At 38.5% G+C, this 19,645-nt stretch carries 10 protein-coding genes; 5 read left to right on the plus strand and 5 right to left on the minus strand.

All coding sequences use genetic code 11. From position 1 onward, the window contains the following. Positions 1-12 precede the first annotated feature (12 nt). A complete protein-coding gene (locus H6G57_RS12255; protein ID WP_190518920.1) occupies positions 13-1,467 on the plus strand; it encodes an NAD(P)/FAD-dependent oxidoreductase in 1,455 nt (484 codons plus the stop codon). A gap of 31 nt (positions 1,468-1,498) precedes the next feature. Here H6G57_RS12255 and H6G57_RS12260 read toward each other — a convergent pair whose 3' ends face one another. Then, entirely contained in the window at positions 1,499-1,795 is a 297-nt protein-coding gene (locus H6G57_RS12260; RefSeq protein WP_190518922.1) for a hypothetical protein, read from the minus strand. 573 nt (positions 1,796-2,368) lie between these two features. Between H6G57_RS12260 and psaB the strand changes: the two genes are divergently transcribed. The 4 genes from psaB (at position 2,369) to H6G57_RS12280 (ending at position 10,261) form a co-directional block, all read left to right on the plus strand. Next, positions 2,369-4,600, plus strand: coding sequence for a photosystem I core protein PsaB (gene psaB / locus H6G57_RS12265; protein ID WP_190518924.1), 2,232 nt, complete (start codon positions 2,369-2,371; stop codon positions 4,598-4,600). A 121-nt stretch (positions 4,601-4,721) separates the two neighbouring features. Then, positions 4,722-4,976 carry a type II toxin-antitoxin system ParD family antitoxin gene (locus H6G57_RS12270; RefSeq protein ID WP_190518926.1) on the plus strand — a complete coding sequence of 85 codons (255 nt, stop codon included), beginning with the start codon at positions 4,722-4,724 and terminating at the stop codon, positions 4,974-4,976. A 221-nt stretch (positions 4,977-5,197) separates the two neighbouring features. Then, positions 5,198-9,661: a hypothetical protein gene (locus H6G57_RS12275; protein WP_190518928.1), complete on the plus strand. Its 4,464-nt coding sequence runs from the start codon at positions 5,198-5,200 to the stop codon at positions 9,659-9,661. Positions 9,662-9,916: 255 nt separating this feature from the next. Next, positions 9,917-10,261 (plus strand): hypothetical protein, encoded by a 345-nt coding sequence (locus H6G57_RS12280; RefSeq protein ID WP_190518930.1) that lies wholly within the window; start codon positions 9,917-9,919, stop codon positions 10,259-10,261. Here the strand turns inward: H6G57_RS12280 and H6G57_RS12285 are convergent. The 4 genes from H6G57_RS12285 to H6G57_RS12300 all read right to left on the minus strand — a co-directional run bounded on the left by H6G57_RS12285 (position 10,213) and on the right by H6G57_RS12300 (position 19,616). Next, positions 10,213-11,856, minus strand: a complete 1,644-nt coding sequence (locus H6G57_RS12285; RefSeq protein WP_190518932.1) for an HD family phosphohydrolase — start codon at positions 11,854-11,856, stop codon at positions 10,213-10,215. The two genes, H6G57_RS12280 and H6G57_RS12285, sit on opposite strands and share 49 nt — an antisense overlap. 100 nt (positions 11,857-11,956) lie before the next feature. Further along, positions 11,957-12,238, minus strand: coding sequence for a 4a-hydroxytetrahydrobiopterin dehydratase (locus H6G57_RS12290; RefSeq protein ID WP_190518933.1), 282 nt, complete (start codon positions 12,236-12,238; stop codon positions 11,957-11,959). Positions 12,239-12,732: 494 nt separating this feature from the next. Continuing rightward, positions 12,733-13,236 carry a phosphoribosyltransferase gene (locus tag H6G57_RS12295; protein ID WP_190518935.1) on the minus strand — a complete coding sequence of 168 codons (504 nt, stop codon included), beginning with the start codon at positions 13,234-13,236 and terminating at the stop codon, positions 12,733-12,735. A gap of 50 nt (positions 13,237-13,286) precedes the next feature. Further along, the gene (locus H6G57_RS12300) at positions 13,287-19,616 is read right to left on the minus strand and encodes an AAA family ATPase (RefSeq protein WP_190518937.1); all 6,330 of its coding nucleotides are present in this window, start codon (positions 19,614-19,616) and stop codon (positions 13,287-13,289) included. Positions 19,617-19,645 lie beyond the last annotated feature (29 nt).

The raw sequence follows: 19,645 nt of genomic DNA on the forward strand, positions 1-19,645 counted from the left end.
CAAGTTCTAGTGATGTTAACTGATAAATCTGGATGTCGAAATGTTGTGATTGTTGGAGGCGGCCCATCGGGACTAGCGATCGCTTTAATGTTAGCAAAACGGGGCTGGACAGAAATTACTGTTTTAGAAAAACGAAAAACGGCTGACTATTACGAACCGGATAAAGCGTTTAACTATCAAATTGATGGTCGAGGTCAAAAATTATTAGATTGGCTAGGATTAACCCCAAACCTAGCAGAAATGAGTGTTTCTAGTCAAGAATTTTACTTAACGATAATTCAACTTAATGGAAAGCGAAAAACGATAAAATTACCCTTTATTAATCCTAATCGAAAAACAGCTTATTGGTTGCCTCGAAGAACCTTTGTTTCTTTACTTTATGAAGAAATTGAACGCAATTGGCAACAGCAAATCACTGTTTTATTTGAAACAAAATGTATTGAATTAAATCAGAAACAGGAACAATTGCAGGTCATTGTTGAATTAAAAAATAGCGAATTAAAGCGTTTTACACCTGGTTTTGTAGTCGGTTGTGATGGTTTAAATTCTATTGTTCGTCAAACCCTAAACGACTGGGAAAAACCTGATAATCATCGCTTTGAAATGCAATATTTTCCCTCGCCTAGTTCAGGACTGCGCTATCAAGTTTTAACCTTACCGCCTCAATTTCCGCTTTCAAACCAGCTAGATGATCAATCTGTCTGTACAATGGCTTATGCAATTCGGGGTAAAGCCGTAGAAGGTCAGAAGAAAATTTCTTTGGGTTTATTACCGATGAAAAATCCCGATGAACCTCGAACTGCTAATATTATTACTTATCCTCATCATAAAATTTGGACTCTAAAAACAAATCAAGAATTATATCGTTTTTTAGAACAATCTTTCCCTCAATTATCCATTCGTGATATTATTTCTGAGTCTGAAATTACACGATTTGTCAACAGTCAAGGTGGTGTTTTTCCCGTTCCTCAATTTTGTTCAGGATTACACTTTTTATTAAAATCTGATCAAACTTTCTCTGCCATCCTCTTATTAGGAGATGCAGTCCATTGTTTTCCCCCGGATATTGGTCAAGGGGTCAACTCAGCGTTAGAAGATGTCTATATTTTACAACAGATTCTCGAAGAAACTCAAGATGATTTATTGTTAGCTTTACCGCTATATGAAGCTCGACGTTCTGGAGATATTGAAGCGTTAATTCGTTTAGCTCAAACGACTTTTCCTTGGCAATATAACCAAAATGGGTTCCGTCGAAAGTTATGGGATATAAACTTTTTAATTAGACTGCTTCTGAATCGATTTTTGCCTTTCTTTTTCAGTCCTCCTGCATTTTTAATGATTCAAGATTATCAACTCAGTTATCAAGAAATTTGGCATCAAAACCAACGCACAAATCAACGTTTTCTCATCCTCGGTGTAACGCTGTTAGGCCTATTATTTCTTCTGGGATTCAGTTTTAACGTCTAACTCAGATTGGCTTAAGAAGCTAACTTCTACCCTATTCACCGAGATAGGACGTTAAAGTTTGATAATCTGAAAAATCTGAACAGTTAATAGCTTGTTCTGTTAACGCAATTTTGGGATTAATGGTACATTTTAATTGATAATTTCCGGTAAAAAATTTACAGGTTGAACAAGGAATTTTATGTAATTCTTTAACGCTGGTTATTCCTTGTGTCAGTGTTCTATAGGTACTCCAGATTAACGAAAAAACAAATAACCAAGCAACACTAAAGCAAACAATCTGCAATAGGATCGGTGAAATAAGATTAAAAAAATATAGAATTTGAGACATGGCAGTTAGGAATAACAAAGAGGTAAGCTAAAGCTAATACTCATCTATTCTGAAGGGATGACTGTTTCCCCTCATCTAACTTCAGCATGATCTGTTTGTGAATTCGGTTTGTAAATTAAGCGATAAAACTCATCCATTGAAGAAGTCTCATCATTGATTACAACCGAAATTAACAAAATCTCTACCTTAAGTTAGAAAATGAATTGATCAGAAATCGGTAAAGTATTGATTACTTCTCTATGAAGTTAAGCTTGGGAATTGAAATTTTCTGGATTCATATTGCTAAATATCCCTTAACTCCTTTTTGGATTATTTAATGGGATTTTTAAGTAAAAAATGTCCTCTTTTGAGGGTTGAGATTGCCATCTTTATCGATAAAGTTGGTGATGAATTGTAGCGTTTCGTTTCAACGCTGAAACACAATTTCTCCAAAGTTGGGTGTTGCTAGTGCAGTCGGGTTTGATTTTTTTTCTATCCCTTTCTCTGATTCATGAATGGTTTTTTTAATATTAACCCGGATGCACTGGCTCATCTTTAGCAACTTGGATTCGCTCTGATGGAGTCAGTAAATACATGGCAGCGAAATTCCCAAAATTTGATCAAGGTCTTGCTCAAGACCCAACCACTCGCCGAATTTGGTACGGGATTGCCACGGCCCATGATTTTGAAAGCCATGATGGCATGAACGAGGAAAATCTCTATCAAAAGATTTTTGCCTCTCATTTTGGTCATTTGGCGATTATTTTTTTATGGACATCCGGCAACCTGTTCCATGTCGCTTGGCAAGGAAATTTTGAACAGTGGATTCGAGATCCCCTGCACATTCGTCCCATTGCCCATGCCATCTGGGACCCCCAATTTGGCAAACCGGCAGTGGAAGCCTTCTCCCAAGCCGGAGCTATAAACCCCGTTAATATTGCCTATTCGGGCGTTTATCATTGGTGGTATACCATTGGGATGAGAACCAACGCCGAGCTTTATCAAGGCGCTGTTTTCCTCCTGCTTTTGGCGGCATTGTTTCTATTTGCGGGCTGGTTACACCTTCAACCCAAATATCGTCCGAGTTTGTCTTGGTTCAAAAATGCGGAGTCCCGCCTTAACCACCACTTAGCGGGTTTATTTGGGGTCAGTTGTCTAGCCTGGACAGGCCATTTAGTTCATGTTGCCATTCCTGAATCCCGTGGCCAGCACGTCGGATGGGATAACTTCTTGACCACGTTACCCCATCCGGCCGGACTCAAACCCTTCTTTACTGCAAATTGGGGGGTTTATGCCCAAAATCCTGATACGGCGCAGCACGTTTTTGGCTCATCGGACGGGGCAGGAACGGCGATTTTAACGTTTTTGGGTGGGTTTCATCCCCAAACTGAATCGTTATGGCTGACGGATATTGCTCATCACCATTTAGCGATCGCGGTGATCTTTATTATTGCGGGTCATATGTACCGAACCAACTTCGGCATTGGCCACAGTATTAAAGAGATGTTGAACTCGAAAGATCCGTTGTTTGGGGTTCCCACTGAAGGACAGTTCAACTTACCCCACCAAGGTTTGTATGATACCTATAACAACTCCCTGCATTTTCAGTTAGGAATTCACCTGGCTGCGTTGGGGGTGGTGACATCGCTGGTGGCGCAGCATATGTATTCCATGCCACCCTATGCGTTTATCGCCAGGGATTATACAACCCAATCGGCACTGTATACCCATCATCAATATATTGCTGGGTTCCTCATGGTCGGAGCCTTTGCCCATGCGGCTATCTTCTGGGTTCGAGACTATGACCCCGACCAAAACAAAGGCAACGTTTTAGATCGGGTTTTGAATCACAAAGAAGCGATTATTTCCCATTTAAGTTGGGTGTCTCTATTTTTGGGATTCCATACCCTGGGTATATACGTTCACAATGATGTCGTCGTTGCCTTTGGGACACCGGAAAAGCAAATTTTGATTGAACCTGTATTTGCTCAGTTCATTCAAGCGGCTCATGGTAAAGCCCTTTATGCAATGGATGTGTTACTGGCGAACCCAGACAGTATTGCCCATACTGCTTGGCCAAATCATGGGAATGTTTGGCTACCCGGTTGGTTAGATGCGATTAATTCCGGTAAGAATTCATTGTTTTTAACCATTGGCCCTGGGGACTTCTTAGTTCACCATGCGATCGCTTTGGGTCTACACACCACCACCTTAATTTGTGTCAAAGGTGCGTTAGATGCCCGTGGCACTAAACTGATGCCTGATAAAAAAGACTTCGGTTTTACCTTCCCTTGTGATGGCCCTGGACGGGGGGGCACTTGTCAAACGTCGGCTTGGGAGCAATCGTTCTTCCTAGCAACTTTCTGGATGTTGAATACCCTCGGTTGGATCACGTTCTATTTCCACTGGAAACATTTAGGGGTGTGGCAAGGAAACGTTGCTCAATTTAATGAAAGCTCAACCTATATTATGGGTTGGTTTCGGGATTACCTCTGGCTGTATTCGGCTCAGGTGATCAATGGTTACAACCCCTACGGAACCAGTAACCTCTCGGTTTGGGCCTGGATGTTTCTGTTCGGACATTTGGTTTGGGCCACTGGGTTTATGTTCTTGATCTCTTGGCGAGGCTATTGGCAAGAACTGATTGAAACGTTAGTTTGGGCCCATGAACGCACCCCTCTGGCGAACCTTGTGATCTGGAAAGACAAACCGGTTTCGCTGTCAATTGTTCAAGGATGGTTAACGGGTTTAGTTCACTTTACGGTGGGCTATATCCTCACCTATGCCGCGTTCCTACTGGCTTCAACGGCTGGAAAATTTGGCTGATCATCCCTGAAAGGGTGAATGATTAACTATAGGGGTGACGACAGTTGCCCCTATGTTTTTGTGCTTCAGTATTAGAAATCAGGTTAGCTATTATAGGGATGAACCTTGTTGCAACACCACAATGAGCATCAATCTCACCTCTGACCAAGAACAATTTATTCAAACTCAACTAGAATCTGGAAAATATCAAACCCCTGAACAAGTCATCTCAACTGCGTTGCGCCTACTGGATGAATGGCAAAGGGCTGAGGCAGAATGGGCTAAAGATGTGGCAGCTAAAATCGATGCGGCTGTATCCACCTCTGAAGAAAATCCTCCCCTTGATGGTGAAACTTTTATCAATGAGATTTTAGAACGGTTTAAGCCAACCCATTAGGATACAACGATGCTGCTTGCTAGTTACCAGGAGCGTCGCACAAGTCGCTCACTGGATCAAACTGCATTGTTGGATAGTGTATATTTATAATCTATAGAAGGATTTTAATGGCAACAGCGCAATGGACTATTCCCGACTGGTAAAACTCAGCCAAGAACTGTTAACCAGAACTGCCCTTCTGAGCTTAAGCTATTCGGCTCTAGTAAGGAGAAGTAATATCAATGACCGTTTTTTATGTTTGTCTCACAGAGCAGTGTAGAATTGATGCTACTAAGTATGGTGTCATTCAAGATATTGAAAAGTTTGCTGAAAAGCTAAAAAAAGACCAAAGTACGAGAGGACTTGATCGATTTCCAAAACCCTATTGGAAGAAATCAATGGCAAGAGGTCGTATTGTTATTGAAGAGTATCCTCTGAGTGAAGACAAGATCATCCTCGGCCTGTCCCGATTTTTCATGCGAGGGTCTGATGATCGAGAATATGAGCCTTCTTATAAAGACACAGAATCTTTTTGGAATAAAAACAAGGTTTCTGGTTCTGAAATAGAAGCATTTCTTGACACCATAAAAAAAACACCAATTCCTCCCAAAAAACAGTTATCAGAAATTGAGAGTCAGTATCTTCAATCGATATCAAGTTCTTACTTGACTGATGAACCTGTATTCTTAGAAAGTTATGACTGGGTTGATCGTATATCTCAGGATTATATCAAACATCATATTTCACGCTATTCCGATTTAAGCAAGAATATTGCATTTGAAGAATTTGCGCCTAATCAAGATTTGATCAAGCACGCAACAAATCCTAACATTCAAATTCTATATCGGTATTTTCCAGAACATAAGAGAATATTATTAATATCTCCCCTAAACAAAAATAAACAAGACGATGAAAAAGAGTTACGAGAGAAGTATAAAGATATTTTAGTTAATTCACAAGTCGAACTTGACACAATTATCCGTTGGAGTCGGCGTGCCTACCCTTCGATCATTGTCTGTGATGAGGAAGTGTGGATACAGGTTCAGAACACTGCTGAGGCTAATTTAGCATTATCGCCTGAAGAAGAGAAAATTCTTGAAAAAATATCAAATCCTGCTCATGGAGAACCAAGATATCCATTATTTATCAATGGACGACCAGGTAGTGCTAAATCAACTATCCTTCAGTATTTATTTAGTGAGCATTTAACTCACTATAAAGACGAGGCTGGCTCATTAGTCAATCCACCATTGTACTTGACTTACAGCACTCCACTTTTGGAGAAAGCTCGTTCATCTGTAAAAGATATTTTACTCTGTGGTGCAAAACATCTTGAGCATGGATCTAATTCCAAAGAGAATCCAAAATTGAAGCAGATATTAGATCAGAGTTTTCGCACTTTTCGTGACTTTTTGCGTGAGAAACTTCCTCATGAAGTGAAGGCTGATTTTGTGGATGCTAAGTATATAAACTTTGAGCAGTTCCGCAAGGAGTGGGATAAGGCACGAGAAAAACTACCTAAATCTGAAGAGCAACGTAATATTAGTTCAGGGCTTGCATGGCACGCCATAAGAACCTTTATTAAGGGTATGCAAAACGAATTGGGTGCTGAAATCGATCCTGAATTTTACGAATGTGAATTACCTCGCAATTTAAAATCCATCTCAGATAACACCTTTCAATTAATTTACGAGAAAATTTGGCAACGTTGGTATAAACCACTTTGCGGAAAAGAAGGCTTTTGGGATGACCAAGACTTAGCTCATGCAGTTTTAGAGTATTCAGCCAACGAATTATCACAATACCCGGCAGTGTTCTGTGATGAAGCTCAAGATTTCACCAGCGTTGAACTTGAGTTGATTCAACGTTTATCTCTTTACTCTGATCGCCAAATACCTAGCCATCTTGCTAAGGATGTTCCGTTTGCCTTTGCAGGCGATCCTTTTCAAACTTTAAACCCCACAGGGTTCAACTGGACTGCAACACAGGCGAGTTTTCATAAAAACATTGTTCAGAAGTTCGACGATAGCAGTGGTTCTGCCAAATTAGAGTTTAATTATCAAGAACTATCCTTCAACTACCGTTCATCAGAACAAATTGTCAAGTTAGCTAATTTAATTCAACTTCTACGAGGGAAACTGCTAGATATTAAAGGCTTGCGTCCACAGCAAAGTTGGACAAGACAAGAAACAAGTAGTCCTGTATGGTTCCGAGCAGAAGATGCAGCTTGTAAAGACAAAATTCGAGAACAAAAGGAACTGATTATCATTATTCCTTGTGAAGAGAACGGTGAAGTGGAGTATATTAAAGGTGATCCTTTTCTGTCTAGCTTTGCGTTAGGGAATGATGAGAAGGTTTCAAGAAACATTTTAAGCCCAGCAAGAGCTAAAGGATTGGAGTATAAGCGTGTATTGCTATACAAGTTTGGTGAAGAAGCAAGAAAAAAAGTGCCAGAATTTCTGAAATATCTTAAAAATATTAATGATCCAAAACTTGAGCCTCCTGAGATTGAAGAGTGTTTGGCATGGGAGTATTTTCTTAACCAGTTTTATGTTGCAGTAAGTCGCGCTCGCAAACGTTTGTTTATCGTAGATTCTGATCAGGCACTAGAAGAGTTCTGGAAATTATTTACAGATATCCAAAAACAACGTGAACTACTTGACTTATATCAAAGTATCAATAGTAATGAACAGTGGAGCCTTGAAAACATAGGTGGCATGATACAAGGTGACGAAGACAGCTGGTCAGCTGATCGTGATGATCCGTATAAGTTAGCTCAGAATTATGAGGCTCAAGGTCGTAGCTCAAGAGATCCCGATCTGCTAGATCTTGCTAGCTGGAACTATCATCTTGCTAACTGTCCTGACAAAGCCAAGCTTTGTCAAGCAGCCGCCTACGAATTTAGGGAACATTTTGCAAATGCAGGTAATTTATTCAAAGAGTTAAAGCAAGCCAATGATGCTTGTCGGTGCTATTGGGCTGGAAAAGATGTAGATGCAATTATCGATTTAGTTAAGCAACTTCCTGAAATTGATACAAACCCGCGCGTTACAGCAGCAAGAGTCATCAAACGAGATCAAAATACTAGGCAAGACATTGACAATCTGCTGACTGCTTTACAAAAGGTTGAACCTATAAGATCAGATGATTCCACTAAAATCGAAAGTAGCGCATGGCAGTGGTTTTTTAAGGAACTGATTATTAAAGTCGATCAGGCAATTACATCGAGTGGCGAAGCTCATCTTTTAGGCTGGAAACCGTTAATTGAAGGTATAGTCAAAACTTTAAGTCACCTCAATTTTTCCTCCAAAGATTATCCAGATATCGGCAAGTTGTACTTCTTGGTTGGAGAATTTCAAGAAGCTGTCACACATTGGGATAAATGTTCTGCCATTCAGAAACAGTCTCAGAAGTCACCAACGTGGCTTCTTCGATCACGGGCTAAAATAGAAGGTTATCCAGACAATCTCCAATATTATCATCAACTGAAAGATGACAATGCTGTAATAGAGGCTTGGCGAAGTGCTGGGAGTCCTATTCCTAGAGAAACACCCGTCGTCAACAGAATTCTCGAATCTGCTGTAAAAATTGGTAATGTTGAGGCTATCCGATCCCTACTTCCTGTCTGCAATGACATTGCAAAAGTAAGGGACTTGGTTAGGGATAGCAAGAATGAGGTACTCCGTGAACTGCGTGGTAGTATTTCTGTTGCTATTAACCAATGCTTGGAAGCCGATAGCGAATGGGAAGAAATTGTCAACTTTACCCAGACTTACGAGATTAGTCATTTGCTGATTGGAAAATCACGAAATATTCCATATAGTTCGCTCAATGAGGAGTTGAAAAAAGCGAAAATTGAGTGGGATCAATCAATTGCTATTGCCGCTGCTGTGCGCGTGCTTGCCAGATCCGAGCGACTTGTTAAGGAGAATTTTAAGTCTCAACAAATCATTTCAGAATTCCTGAAGCAACATCTCATCATTGACAATAATAGTAGCCCAGAACAACACAAAATCATGCGGGAAGTTCATCAAATATTGAGTGTAGATGAGGTTGGGTCTGCTTTTGAAAGGGCATTCAAACTCACTTTTGCCTTTGAATATTACGAACAATGGTACAAGAGCAATAGTCCAGCCCAAGAACTTCACCTGATTTCTCCATCATCTAAGGATATCAATCTTGCCAAGCGACGCTGGATGAAATGCAAATATATCCTCGCTGAGACAGAACAAAACGCACGAAGCCCTCAACTGAAAGAGGAAGCTCAAAAGATGGCTGATCAATTAAACGTGTCTATTGATGATGAGCCAAAATACTTAGAACTTCCTGACATCACTGAGTTGAATATTCCAAGTTCTTCAGAAGCAATAACACCAAAAGCTTTGATTCTAACAAAAGATATGAACGAAGAACTAACCATTAAAGGCTTAAATTTCATCGTGAAGACAGACCATATCCAGAAGCAGCGTATTTCTCTTAAACGAGTCGATAATGGGGATAATGTTTTGTTCAGTCTAAACAAGGTAAGCAGTGATGATGTATCAGTCAAAGAGTTGGCAGAAACTCCTACACTAAAAGTTTGGGTAATTGAGGAATGGGATATTAACATTGAAAGTCAAACTAATACAGGTGATTCTATCATTTCGTTAAAAACGAGTGAAGGCAACCCGATTATTCGTATTGAATTACCGAAAATATCAAACTGATCTCAAATTAAAGAATGTGAAGCCTTCTATAAAAAGCTGCACCATTGCCTGCGATGAGCATACAGTGGTGGCAGCTAACTGATTGGGATCGGTCTATTTTCTGTGTTTGCAGGCTGTGTTATAGCACTACGGAAAAAAGTAAACCAGTATTCTTCTCAAACCGATTGACCCAAACCTCAACACAACCGTGATCCCTATCACACAACTCTAATTCGTATCAGAAGATAGTGGATTTACAGTATTTAGGCCACAACCATGTTGACTGGAGAACGCAAGGCGGACAACCGGATGGATAGTCCTGAAACCGCCAGTGGAGTTATTCGCCTCAAACCCCAACAATACATCCATATTCTCGATACCAATACCGGGGTCACTCGCTTAGAAGTTGGCCCCCAAACCATTACGCTTCGGGATCATGATCGCCTTGCCTTACGTCCAGAGTCCATGATCGTTGTCCCCCCTCGCTATTATTGCATCATTACTAATCCGGTTTTGCGAGATGAAGACGGTCAACCCTTGGCGGATCAACATGGTCAAATTCGGCTCCGCTATCAAGCTAATTCCATGACGACATCAATTGTATGTCCTAACACTTCATAAACTTTTCGTTGTTTAAAGAGTTCTAAACAATCAGCATTAATTTTATTGTTGGCGGCTTCTTGTTGTAAGATTTTTAAAGCTGTTACAGTAGGTAATCCGCTTTTATAAGGGCGATCGCCGGCTGTTAGGGCATCATAAATATCTGCAATAGTAATAATTTGAGCTTGGATGGGAATTTCGGGGAATTTTAATCCCAAAGGATATCCGGTTCCATCCAGTTTTTCATGATGTCGATAAGCAATTGTGGGAATATTTTTTAAGTCATTTGTCCAGGGAATTTGCTTTAAGAATTCATAAGTATAACTAACATGGGATTCAATCTTTTCTCGTTCTTCTGGGGTTAAATTTCCTCGTTCTACTAACAGTTGATTAATTTCTTCTGAAGTTAATAAAGGTTTTATTTGTCCATCTAAATCTCGATAGGTCATTTGAGCCAGTTCCCGCAGATGGTTTAAGGGATCTTCTGCTAAAACTCTGGGTTCATTTGCTTCTAACAAAACGGCCCAATATTGGCTTAATTTAGCAATTGATTCTGATAATTTTGTATCTAATTCTGGGATAGATTTACAAAATTGACATTCCGTTTCTGGGGATAATTTATGGGCGGAATGCTGCAACAAATGTTCGTATTTAGTTTGGGTACATTCTAATTCTAAGGTGCGTTGTGCTAAGGCAAATCGATGACGGATAACCTCTAATTGCAGCGAATAAAGTTTTTTCGGTTTGGTTAAAATTGCTTCAGGAACACCCACTTTCCCAAAATCATGTAATAATGCAGCATAGCGAAGTTCTTGAAGTTGACGTTCACTAAAACAAAAAGGTGCTAAGGAACCTGAATTAACCGTATTAACTTCTTGACTTAAACGAACTGCTAATTCTGCCACTCGTTCTGAGTGACCAAAGGTACAAGGATCACGAGCTTCAATCACTTGTACAGATGTGCGAACAAACCCCTCAAATAGATGTTCAATACTTTCTTGTAAGTGATTTCGTTCAATGGAAATAGCGGCTTGGGAGGCGAGCGATCGCAAAATTCGCTCTTCCCAAATCGAATAAGGTTGGGTCATTTCTACTGCATTTTCAGCCGTAATTGCTACATCCGGGTTGATTTTGCGGTTAATGAGTTGTAGAACCCCAATCACTTCTCCTTTGCGATTTTGCATCGGAACCACTAATACCGAACGAGTCCGATAACTAATATTTTCATCAAAACTACGATCCAGTTGATAGGGTTCATGTTCTGGTAAATTATAGGCATCGGGAATATTTAATGAAACGGATTTTAACGCCACATATCCAGCTAAACTTCGAGGAGTTAAAGGAATGGCAAATTCTTTAAAGGATAAATTGGGTAAAGACGCATTTTGGGCAACTTTAAACAGCAATTTGGGGTTGTTATCACTGTTATCGATGAGATAGACACTTCCCGCATCACTCCAAGTAATTTCCCGACTTTTTGTTAATATTAAATTCAGCAGGGTACTTAACTCTTGAGTTCCAGATAGAGCCGTACCAATATCAAGCAGTTTCTCAATGAGTTCGGCTTGCTCATCGAAGTTATGGAACAATTCGGGTTTCTCAAAAATTATTTTCATTCGACACTTTCACTCCACTTCCCTCGAACTATTAATACGGTGAAATTTAGTTACTCTATCCTAAAGTTATTCAGAAAAAAAATCAGCACTGATGTTATGATTAACCCAGTGCTGAAATTTGTTGAGCTAAAGCAAAATCTTTCTCGGTTAACCCCCCAGCGTCATGAGTTGTTAGACTAATGGTGACTTTATTATAAGAAATCTCTAAATCGGGGTGATGTCCAGCAACTTCTGAAGGTTCGACTAACTTGTTTACAAATTCAATCGCTTCAATAAAATTTTTAAATCGTTTGACTAATTTTAAATAGTTTCCCTCCACTGTCCAAGCTGGAACTTGCTGGGAAAGGCGTTGAATTTCGCTATTACTGAGTCGTCCTACCATGGGCTACTTTAAAATGATAATAAATGTAGGATTAAAATAACTATCCGCTCTCACCCAGAGTTTGTGTTAGCAGTTGCCTTCACAATAGGGTAAGAGCGGTCTAGCGGGTCTCCTGGATTAGAACCTGACTGCCGGAAGATCATTTAGTATGAGTCCGGTTATCTAGGTCAGCGAGTGTCCTGAATGAACACAAACTTTAGACTAGATGACAGCCCCGGCGCACAGTCGGCATTTTCCAATCCGGTGACCCATGGGTTTACTACTTTCAATCATGGGCATCACCTCCTTGGCTCCCTAAACGGTTTAATGCGTTCAGTGTTTACGCTTTTTAAGATAACACAGGATTTTAAAATTGTGTGTTCCCCAGATGTTAAGAAAATCAAATATTTTACATCGATAAAATTAAGATTTTGCAATCTATCTACAGGAAGAGGGAACAGAAGGGAAAAGAAAATAGGGAATAGGGGGTGAGAAACAGTGATGAGTTATCTTGCTTAACCCTGTTGTTCCAACTCGGCTAAATTCAGGTTTTCATAACATTCAAAGGGTTGATGAATCCAAGGGTTATCCGCTAGATAATCAACAAAATAATCGGGAGTCATTACTGAACAACTTTTATACCAGAGAACGGCCGTTTTCATCTCTTGGATTTGAGGATAACGAGATTGCAACCAACGGATAGATTCTTGTAAACTAATCCCAGAATCCACTAAATCATCCACTAATAAAACGTGACTTCCCAAGGTGTCCGTCGTCATGGTTAAGTGTTCAGCAATTTTGATCGCGCCTCGAACTTTTCCCCCTGGCCCATGATAGGATGATGTTGCTAAAATCGCCATCGGTTGTTCAAAAATCCGAGACAGAATATCCCCGACTCGTAACCCTCCCCTCGCTAAACAGACAATTTGATTAAATTGCCATTGAGACTGATAAATTTTGATGGCTAAGGTTTCAATTTTGTGGTGGTATTCCGTCGCTGAAATATACAAATCGCTCATACTGGGTAATGGTTCAACACACAAAGGATTGTTCAAATCATATCAAAGACTTAGGACATTTTAGATAAACAGCGTTCTAAATAAATTTGAGCCACTTTATCCATCGGAAGATAATGTAGACATTCTTGGAATAATCTAGCAGCCTCGGAGTAACGTTCTAAATAATATTGCATTAATCCATATTCAAAGGTGGTTTTTGTCCGAAGTTTTCCGGCTTTTATTTCCGGCAAATCTGAATCAAATACTTCATATACCGTTACCGCATCGGATTTTCCTTTGACTTTGACTCGATCAATAATCCGAATTGCATACTCGTTGGCATTTCCTAAAGCCATAAAAGTAGGATGGGTAATTAATAAAGACACCCCATAATTTTTTGTTAAATTTTCAATGCGAGAAGCTACATTAACAGAATCACTAATCACTGTACTATCCAGTCGATTTTTACCCCCCACAATTCCTAACATTAATCCTCCGGTATTAATACCAATTCCAATTTTAATCGGGGGACGTTCGGGGCGTTGTCGGGTTTCATTATACTCATTCAGTCGGCTAATCATTGAAATCCCAGCCCGAACTGCATCATCAGCAGACCCGCCAAATAATGCCATAATTTCATCCCCAATATATTTATCAATAAAACCATAATTTTCGACGATGGCAGGTTCCATGCGACTTAAAAACGCATTAATAAATTTAAAATTATCTTCAGGAGTCATCCCTTCAGAAAGGCTGGTAAAGTCCCGAATATCAGCAAATAAAATCGACATTTCCTTTTGAACTGCCGCCCCTAACTGAACTTCTACAATACTTTCATAACCTAAAAAAGATAAAAATTCATGGGGAACGAATCGCGCCGCCGCATCCGTTAGTTCAAATTCCGAATCTAACGCTTCATCTAAATGATGATTCAATTCTGAAAGTTTTGCCATAAATTGTAAGCGTTCTTCTTCGGCAGTTTTTCGTTCCGTAATATCAACGACAAACCCTTCATAATACAGTAATTCATTCTGATCATTAAAGACAGCCCGTGCATTTTCTGAAATCCAAATAATGCTACCATCTTTGCGGTAGGCTTTAAATTCAAATCCTGAAACTTCCCCTTGTTGATCAATTAATTGTATAAAATCTAATCGGCGTTGAGAATCTACATAAATTTGTTCTTCAACATTCATCACCGTTGACATTAAATCCCAAGGAGAATCATAACCTAAAATCTTCGCTAAGGCAGGATTTGCACTGATATAATGCCCCTCCCTGGTGGTTTGAAATAAGCCTTCACTGGCATTTTCAAATATACTGCGATATTTTTCTTCGGCTTGTCTTAAAGCCAGTTCTGTTTGCTGACGTTTTGTGATATCTTGAAACGCCAGAATCGCATACATTAAATCCCCCTCTTCATCATAAGTCGGTGTTACCCAATTTTCAAGCAATATCGTTTGTTCTCCTTGATTCACTTCTAAAAGAAACGTGGTATCGGGTGTAGGATTATATAAATCACAATAAGGTGTTAATTGATCAAATTGATGCTGTTGACACCAATTAAGATAAGCTTGATAAATATTAGATAAAGCTTCACAAAATAATCCAGGAGTGACTTTAGTTTTGAGCAATTGTTGAGCTTTTTGATTGGTAAAATAGGGTTTACCCGTAGGGTCTAAAACAGCAACGCCAACCGGAATTCCTTCTAAGAATTGCGTCATCTGTTGTTCATTATTACGAACTTGAGAATAAAGTTTAGCATTATCAATGGAAATCGCGGCTTGAGAAAACAGAATTTTGAGGACTTCTAATCGTTCTGGAGTAAACACTGCGGTTGCTAAGTTATTTTCAAGGTATAGAATTCCAATCAATTTTCCTCGATTTTGAATGGGAGTCATGAGGATTGATTTGGATTGATGTTCTATTAAATAAGGATCATTACGATACCGAGATTCTTGACGAGCATCTGCTAAAATTAGAAACTCTTGGGTTTGAATCACGGTATTCAGAATTAACAAAGGTAAAACATTACTCTGTTCTACAGAAACAGATTTTAATAAGGATTCAATCTCAATAGACCCTCCTTTCGTCGGGTTTAAACTGGCTATTGCTTCTATCGCTAATTTTCCCGATTTAGATAAAAGAATACAACATTTTTCGGCTCCTGCGTTTTCAATTACCACTTGAATTAATCGTTTCAAAAGTTGTTCTAAATCGATTTCTTGAGATAAAGCTTGAGAAGCTTTTGTTACCGTTGCTAAATCGAGAGCAGCCGAACCTCCATGACTACTAGAAATAATGGTTTCTGTCGTATTATTACTGATTGTTGTGCCTGTTGTGGGAATAACAAGTTGTGATAAAATAGAATGTAAAAGTTGAGGATAACGAGATTCTAAATCTTTGACTTTTGCCAAAGCACCCCAATGAGCATAACTATAATAGGCATCAATTAAATAAACCCTGGCTATTTTTTCTTTCCCCCAATCTAAATAAAATTTAGCCGCTAATTCCTCTGCTAACGCTTCTTCTTGAATAAATTGATAGGTTTTAGCCAAAGTAATCGCTTGTTCATAGGCTTCAATGGCTTTAATATAATCTCCTTGAATGTGGTTAAATTCGGCCTCCACCAAATAAAATAGATGGGAAAAGTTCATCGGAGTCCCCTGAGAAAAAGCTTTTAATTTTTCTTGATTTTGAGTTACTTTTTCTAAAATTTTAACTTGGTCTTCTGGCGATAACTCCGGGTAGATTGCTAAATTAATTAAAGATTGATAACAATAAAAAAACGGTTGTAAAACAAAATAGGTGTCTTGGTTTAAATAGTATTCAGCTTGCTGAGACCATTCCTTCGCCTGCTGTAATTGATCTAATCTATAATTCAGAACCATGAAATTTAAACTAAGTTCAAAAGAAATTTCCTGGGTCGAATATCCAATTTCAGTCGTTCCTATTGTGCCGTTTTCAGCATGACCTGTAAAATTTAATGAGGTGTCTCCCTCTAATTTTCCATTTAAAATTTGCAAGCTTTGATAATAGGTGGTCAAAATTAATAGTTCTGACGGAGGTTTAAAATTTTGTAATTGATTTAAACACTGACTCAATTCAAACTCCAATTCAGAGACATCGTTTCCCGTGAAATAAGCGATTTCAAGATAAGCTTGAGCGAGACAATAAGCTTCATCAATTTTCCCAGCTTCTTGAGCTTGTAAATAGCAAGTTTTGAGGGGAGATAAAACCTGCTTTAAGGAAGTTTTCCAAGGTTTAATAAACCGATAAACCAGTTGTTTAACTTTGATAATTAATGCGGAATTTGCTTGTTTTTGCGATAATTCTAAAGCTAATTCTCCCATTTGATTCCCGAACTCAATTTCCCCTTGGGTACAAAGAATAAATCCAAAGACAGCATAGACAAAACTTGATAACGTTGTATTTCCTTGTTGATACGATAAATGAATCAGTTTTAAAACCCAAAATGGGAATTGTTCGGGAATTACCCGATAAGCGGAAGGAAAAGCAGAGGTTAAAATTGTAAATAAATTTACTAAATTAGTATCGGATAATTCCGGTAAATCTAATAACGCTAAGGGTGTTCTTCCCCCTAAATCATTCATAAAATTATGCTTAAATTTTTGCCAACTTTCTTGACTAAAATTATCACCCCAGGTAAACCCTAATTGTTGACAAACAGCTAACGCAAGATTGACCGCATTGTCATCTTGATTTTGAATTCTATAAGCTTGAATCATTAACTCATAAATTCTGACTTTATGTCCTAATGTTTGAGCATTTTCTAAAACAATATTTCCCCACTTCTGTAAATTTTCCCAATCTTGACTAAGATAAGCAATTTCTGCTGCTTCTGTGTATAATTCTAAGGTTAATTGATAGTCTCGTTCCCAACTCTCCGTTGTCAATAGCCCCAGACCAATTGCTAAATGTCCAATGGCTGTCGGATAGGCGGTGGCAATTTTGGCTTTTCGTCCGGCTATTAAATTAAATAAGGCTAATTGATCTCGTTCTTTTTGATCCTGAATTAAGCCGACTCCTAAATTAAGTTGATTAATGATATTTAATAAAACTTCGGTTGAAATTTTATTTAAAATCATCTTAATGGATTGATTAAAATATTGTTTTTTAATTTGATTTAAAAGGGAATTTCCGATTTTCAAATGGGTCGCTTGTCGTTGATGAGTGGGAATTAAAAGATAAGCAGCTTGTTGAACCCGGTCATGAATAAATTGGTATTTATCAATACCGGGTTGTAACAACGGTAAGGTTTCATTCGGATCAAAGTGTGAAGGGTAAGATACTTCAGTTTCTAAGGAATAAAAGGGATAAATATCTCTAGCAATAACAATAAATTGAGCCTGTAAAGCAATTTCTAAAGCTTTTAATGTTTCTAAATAAGTTTTTTGAGTTGCGGTGGCTAAATCTACTGCATTAAATTGATTTCCTAAACAAGCCGCAATTTTTAAAATTTCTTGGGTGTTTGGCGGTAATTGTTGTAATTGATGAAGAATTAAATCTAAAATATTAGAGTTAATAGAACGGGTTTTAATTTGAGTTAAATTACATTGCCAACCTCCGAATAAATTTCGATTTTTCAACGAAGATTGAGGCGGATTAAACCAAATTAGTTTTTCTGTATATAAGGATTGGAGAAATTGACGAACAAAAAAAGGATTTCCTTGAGTTTTTTGACTGACTAATTCTGCCAAAGGTTTAGCCCGGTCTAAGGAACAAACTAATGTTTCTGCTATTAGTTGATTAATGGCAGAATCTTCTAAAGCATTTAAAGGAATTCGATGTAAGGGAATTCCTGAATTTTCTAAGGTTTCTAAGATTTTAATTAAAGGATGTGTTTCCCCGATCTCGTCATCCCGATACGCTAAAATTAGCACTAAGGTTGGAGGTGTAGAATAAATATTTTGTTCAGGACTCATCAAAACCTGAATTAATCGTAAGGATTCAACATCAGCCCATTGTAAATCATCTAAAAAAATGACTAAGGGATGATGAGGTTGGGCAAAAGTTTGAATGAGCTTTTGAATTAAGCGATTAAACTGATTCAGGTCAATTTTGACCTCTAATTCAGTCAGGGAAGACTGTTGATTTAATAAAACTTTCAGTTCAGGAATAACAGCCATTAAAACCGGGGCTTGATCTCCGAGTCCATTTAAAAGTTTCTTTTTCCAAGCTTCTACCTGTTCCAAAGGTTCAGTTAACACTTGTTGAATTAATTGTTTAATTCCTTGTACCCACCCCCAGAAAGGCGTATTCGTTTTAAATTGATCAAATTTTCCGGTGATAAAATAACTGTGAATAAAGGTGACGCAAGGAGTTACGGGCAGAACTCCTGTTCGACAATATGCCACGGTTTGATAGAATTCTTGAACGAGGGCGGACTTGCCTATTCCTGATTGACCTGTAATTACAATAATTTCTGATTGAGCCTTGTTTAAAATCGAGGTTAAACGCTTAATTTCTGGCTCTCGCCCATAAAATTTATTCGGAATAATAAATCGATCATTTAAGTCAATCGTCGCCAAAGGAAACGGAGGAATGTCCCCCAGTTTTTCCCATTGTTCTAAACAATTTTCTAAATCATAGCGCAGTCCTAATGGTGTTTGATAACGCTCGTCTGGATTTTTAGCCATCAATTTTAAGATAATATTATTGAGCATTATCGGTAAGGTTGGTTTAATTTTGCTTAAAGGCTGAGGAAGCAGGGCTAAGTGAGCATGGATTAATTCTAGGGGATCGGAGGATGGAAACGGAAGTTTTCGAGTTAATAATTGATAAAGGGTTACTCCTAAAGAGTACAAATCTGTGCGATAATCAATACCCCAATGGGTTCGTCCGGTTTGTTCGGGAGACATATAAGCTAAAGTTCCTTCTAATCCTTGAGAATTAACAACTTCTTGATGGGAATGGTTGAGTTGAATAGAAATACTGAAGTCAATTAGTTGAACCCTCAAAGTTTCCGGGTGAATTAAAATATTTTGCAGCTTAACATCTTTATGAATCACCCGATGTTGATACAATTGTTCTAAAATTTGAGTAATTTCAATGGCAATTTTTAATAATTCACTGAGGGTTAGTTCTCGCTGTACCAAATAATCGGCTAGGGAAATATAGCCTTGATCAGCCATAATCAAGGCAAACCCATTACAATAGGGTTCTAAATCCAGAATCGGAACAATACCGGATATATTAAGAGCTTTGGCGATGCGATATTGATTTCTAAATTCAATCAAAGAAGGTACGGTTGGATATTCACTGCGTAATAGTTTAATCACAACCGGGTAATTATCAGATAAACGAATCCCACGATAAACCAGTGTTCTCGAACCATTATAAATCGGGTTAAGAATCTGATAGCCAGGTAGGGTGATCATAGCGGGGTTTTTGTTTATCGAAGCGGGGA

This window comes from Planktothrix sp. FACHB-1365 (assembly GCF_014697575.1).
Lineage (GTDB): Bacteria > Cyanobacteriota > Cyanobacteriia > Cyanobacteriales > Microcoleaceae > Planktothrix.